The organism is Corynebacterium sp. HMSC05E07 (assembly GCF_001807225.1).
Taxonomy (GTDB): domain Bacteria; phylum Actinomycetota; class Actinomycetes; order Mycobacteriales; family Mycobacteriaceae; genus Corynebacterium; species Corynebacterium singulare.
Genome location: NZ_KV788270.1, coordinates 1 through 4,024 on the forward strand (window position 1 = coordinate 1; position 4,024 = coordinate 4,024).

2 protein-coding genes and 1 pseudogene are annotated in these 4,024 nt (G+C 51.0%); all 3 read left to right on the forward strand.

Annotated elements, in window-relative coordinates; genetic code table 11:
- Window positions 1-1,950 (forward strand): annotated as a pseudogene (locus HMPREF3149_RS13455) (DNA polymerase); the annotation flags it as partial.
- Between the two features lie 149 nt (window positions 1,951-2,099).
- Window positions 2,100-2,450 carry a hypothetical protein gene (locus tag HMPREF3149_RS10815; RefSeq protein WP_070538108.1) on the forward strand — a complete coding sequence of 117 codons (351 nt, stop codon included), beginning with the start codon at window positions 2,100-2,102 and terminating at the stop codon, window positions 2,448-2,450.
- A 711-nt stretch (window positions 2,451-3,161) separates the two neighbouring features.
- Window positions 3,162-3,476, forward strand: coding sequence for a hypothetical protein (locus HMPREF3149_RS10820; RefSeq protein WP_141741519.1), 315 nt, complete (start codon window positions 3,162-3,164; stop codon window positions 3,474-3,476).
- The last annotated feature ends 548 nt before the right edge of the window (window positions 3,477-4,024 follow it).

Below are 4,024 nucleotides of genomic sequence, written 5' to 3' on the forward strand. Positions count from 1 at the left end.
GAGGTAGGAACTAAACCCAGGACGCTTCAGACTCTCCCTACCGGTGCAGCGCTCGCAGTGAAGAAACACATTAGCGCAAACATTGGTGGTAGTAGCGCGGATTTTAACGCTGTGTTTGGTGGTCTACATAAGGTGGTGAGTACCACCGAGGTTAAAGATGGTGGTGTGGAAAACCAGTTAGATTACTACCGAAAGCGCGAGCTACAGCCGCTCGACGGTGCTACTGCCACATGGATCCATGCTTTCGCTTTTGCTTTTCGTGGGGGGTATAACATGTCCTCTGAAGTGGGGATTTTCAGAGAGTGTACCTACGATTTGGATTTGCAAAATTGTTATCCCACGGCTGCGAGTTGTGTTCTAGACGTTGATTATTTACATCCTGACGGGGTGATTATTCGGACCATCAATAACGAGGAGTTGTCTATCAATGATTTTCTGAAATATGGGCCGCTAACCCCCTTCGCCGGGTTCGTTAGCTTCACGTTCCCCGATACGGTCCTGTATCCAACCATCCCTGTGCCTGTCAATGGTTCGTTGCTTTACCCACGCTCATCCGGCGAGGGGCGTGGTGTGTGGGTAACGGGGCCGGAAGTGTGGTTAGCACTCAAGTTAGGCGCTAAAATCACGTGTCAAATAGGCCACGTGGGGCGTGTACGTACCGATGGGGACGGGCACCCCTCGCGCCTACTTCGTGATGCATACCACCAACTGATCGATGACCGTGCCCGTGCTAAGGAAGAATTTGGTGCGAAGTCTTTTGAGCAGTCGATTATCAAGCTAATGGCTAATTCTCCCTACGGGAAATTGGCTCAAGGGGTTGTGGGGCAACGTGGATGGGATTCCTGGGCACAGGAATATGACGCTATTGGTGGGTCATCTATCACCAGCCCATACCACGCGAGTATGACTACATCCCTCGCGCGTGTTGTGCTTCTTGCAACGCTAAATCAACTTGATGACGCAGGCTACTCGACCCCTTCTTGTACAACCGATGGGTTTATTACCGACGCCCCGCTAGACGTGGTTGAGGAACTCGACCAATTCGGTCTGGGTGAAATCTGGAGAGATGCTCGCGAAGCTCTCACAGACTCTCGTACCATGTGGGAGCAGAAACATCAGCAGAGCGATCTCTACAACGTTTCCACGCGTGCGAACTTCTCCCGAGAGCCTGGTGGTGTATTAGCTCATGGTGGATACAAGGTGCCCCCGCACATCGCGCCGGATTCTCAAGACGACCGTGATTTCATGTACGACCTCGTGGTCTCGCGGGACGGTGCTCTACCGATGGAAATGAAGCGCTTTCCATCGCTGCAAGAGCTTAGCCGCGTGGAAGATCGTAAAGATTTTTCCCCTGTCATACAGCACAAGGAACTAGCTCTCGAGTTCGACCGTAAGCGTCGACCAGTACCAGACGGTATGACTCATGAAACGATCATTATCAACGGAAAGTCATATGAGGTGGCGCGTGTAAAAACAGTGCCATGGGAAACTCCTGAAGAGTATGCGATCGGTCGTTCTATCGACCAAGGTCTTAAGTCCGTGAATAAAGAGACCGGTGATGTTGAATGGAAACGTTCGCCAGTGCGTCGCACGCGGGAGCAGTGGCACGACTACTGTCAACGCTTAGACACCATCCTCAACAATGTTGGTTCGCAAGATGAACACAACCGGTTGGATCGCATCGCTAAGGGTATCGTGATTGCGCAGCGTCAGGGCGTTATCAACATCCCTTGGCTGGCGGGCGACAGGCTGCTCGCAGACCGCCTCGACGCCTTCAAGCGCTTCAATCTGCCACGTCCCTCTGATCGGTACTGGCACCACGCGAAATCAAAAACTGAACGCCAAATTGATGTTGATCTTGATGCTATCGCCCCCTACGTCTCTGCGATGATGAGTGTCGATCCGTTCGGTATCGAAGAAAGCGAGGGGCTTGATGTCTGTCCTCTGTAATGTCACCTTCCCTACAAAGGGGGACTTTAGGGCGCAAGCGCCTGGAATTTTAAACCCGACTCCTACAGACTCCCCGTTGAGCCACAAAGCCGTGAGTTTCGCTTGCCGTTTGTCAACACACCACTCCAATACTGAAAGGAATTCTTTTCATGTCTTTAGATAAAAGAGATGTCCATGAAATGCTGGAAGATATCGAGATTAACGACAACTCTGTCGAGACTTCGCAGAACCTCCAGATCTCGCTGCGAAAGGACCTCGCGTCTAGTCTCGGTGAAGTGCTCTGGGGCATTGCTGTAAGTTCGAGTTACAAGTGGTCATGCTACCGGGATCGCTCGGTGGTAGATCTACTTACAGCGCTGGGGATCGCTGTGGAAGGAAGGCCTACTTTGAAGGCAGTACGGCCGATGCCAGACTATCTAGATCCGTCTTTGGAAGAACTCCGTCGCAGAGACCGCAAGAGAGAACGTAGAGAAGTCCATAAAGAGTTCTGGTCATCATAATAAGTAGCCCTTCCTTTTGACAGTCCTGGAGTACCTAAAGGTGTGCTCCAGGACTTTACTGGTTTGTACCGTACTTGGCTCATTGAGCTAATACCCTGTACAAGGGTAAGTTCTACACCGTTTGTGGCTGTCGGAAACTAGAAGTTGGGTGCGCCAGCGGAATCGTGGTACCTGCTCAGCGAGAGGTTACCGATGTATCCACCACCCAGCATCTGCTTCAGCACTGCGACAGTCCCCGATCAGGGCAAAACTACCCCCCGCTATATCGCGTGTCAGAGCTAAGAGATTACATGCCATGCAGACTTCTTTTTCCATCCCCTTGTGGAAGAAGATATTTTTGGGGGATGCGCGAAAGCGCAGACCCCCACACATTTCCCGGGCGCGCGAGCGACCGGGACACATGCACTTCCCTTTGATGAGTGTGTAGTTTATGCCCCCTTGGTAGGTACTCTTTCAAGGGTTCTATGACAGCCCCTAACCCCTTAACCCCACTGCTATCAACCTCGATGCTGTCGCCCCTCATCGCAACCACGAGTGTCAGTCCCGTCAAAGTGACGGAAGTGATGATATAAGCCTGCCTTCATGTCATTCTATGGTCATCCTTTCTTTGCGATTCGTGTATTTTTTAGCACCTTTATCGGCGTGTCGTTACCCATTTTCTTCGTCTATATGCTATAGCTTTTTTCTTAAACAGTGTCTATACTTATATGTATGAGTAACAAAAGATTAAACATCGCAATCTCTCGTTTAGAGCGTCACAAGAAGGCTCGTGACGATGCCGACAAAGCCATGGAAGCTGAGCGGGAAAAGGTAATGAAACAAATGGGCGAAGTCCTCTTTGCAGCCGCAACGAAACCTCGCTCCCAATGGTCTAAGTATCAAGACCTTCCACTGCGTGATTTACTGACTGAATTGGGGGTCAAATCTGCTCCGCAGGACATTCAATCCACTGCTCAGCAGGTAGCGCGTCAACCCCAACAACCCCAGCAGAATAACGGGGCTCAAGGTAACAACGTTCCGTTCTAGATGTGGAAATAAAATCGTGACTTCTCCACGCCTCAGAATCGCTACGTTGACCCCTAGATCTCGCCGTCTTATCCTGCATCCTTGCAGGGTACGGCGAGTGGAATATCAAGCGAGCACCACCCTGAGATCACATAAAGGTGCTCTAGCGAAGATATTCCCAGCAGGGGTCCAGGGGCGGCACGCCCCGGCCAGCTCACATCGCACCCCGGTAGGGGTGCTTGATGTGATGCTGGCCCCGCCCCGACATTCGATTAATTTTTTAATTCGTAGGGGCGGTCTGTAAAGCGTGTGGTTGGGCCTGGGTTTCCCAGGCCTAAGGCCTAGATCCCATAAGGCGGATGTGGAGAGATCCTATGGACTTAAAAACTGAAGAATGATAAAATGATTTTTAATAAAAATAGATCTCCACATCGAAGTGTGGATAAACGGCTTAAGCCTAAGAAGTTGTATAGGTATGTGGGAGCGAAGAAGGTAGGTGATTAATGGCTGCGAAAACGTATCGGTTTACCCTGCGACTCGACGAGGAACAAGAACGGTTCGTCAAGGAG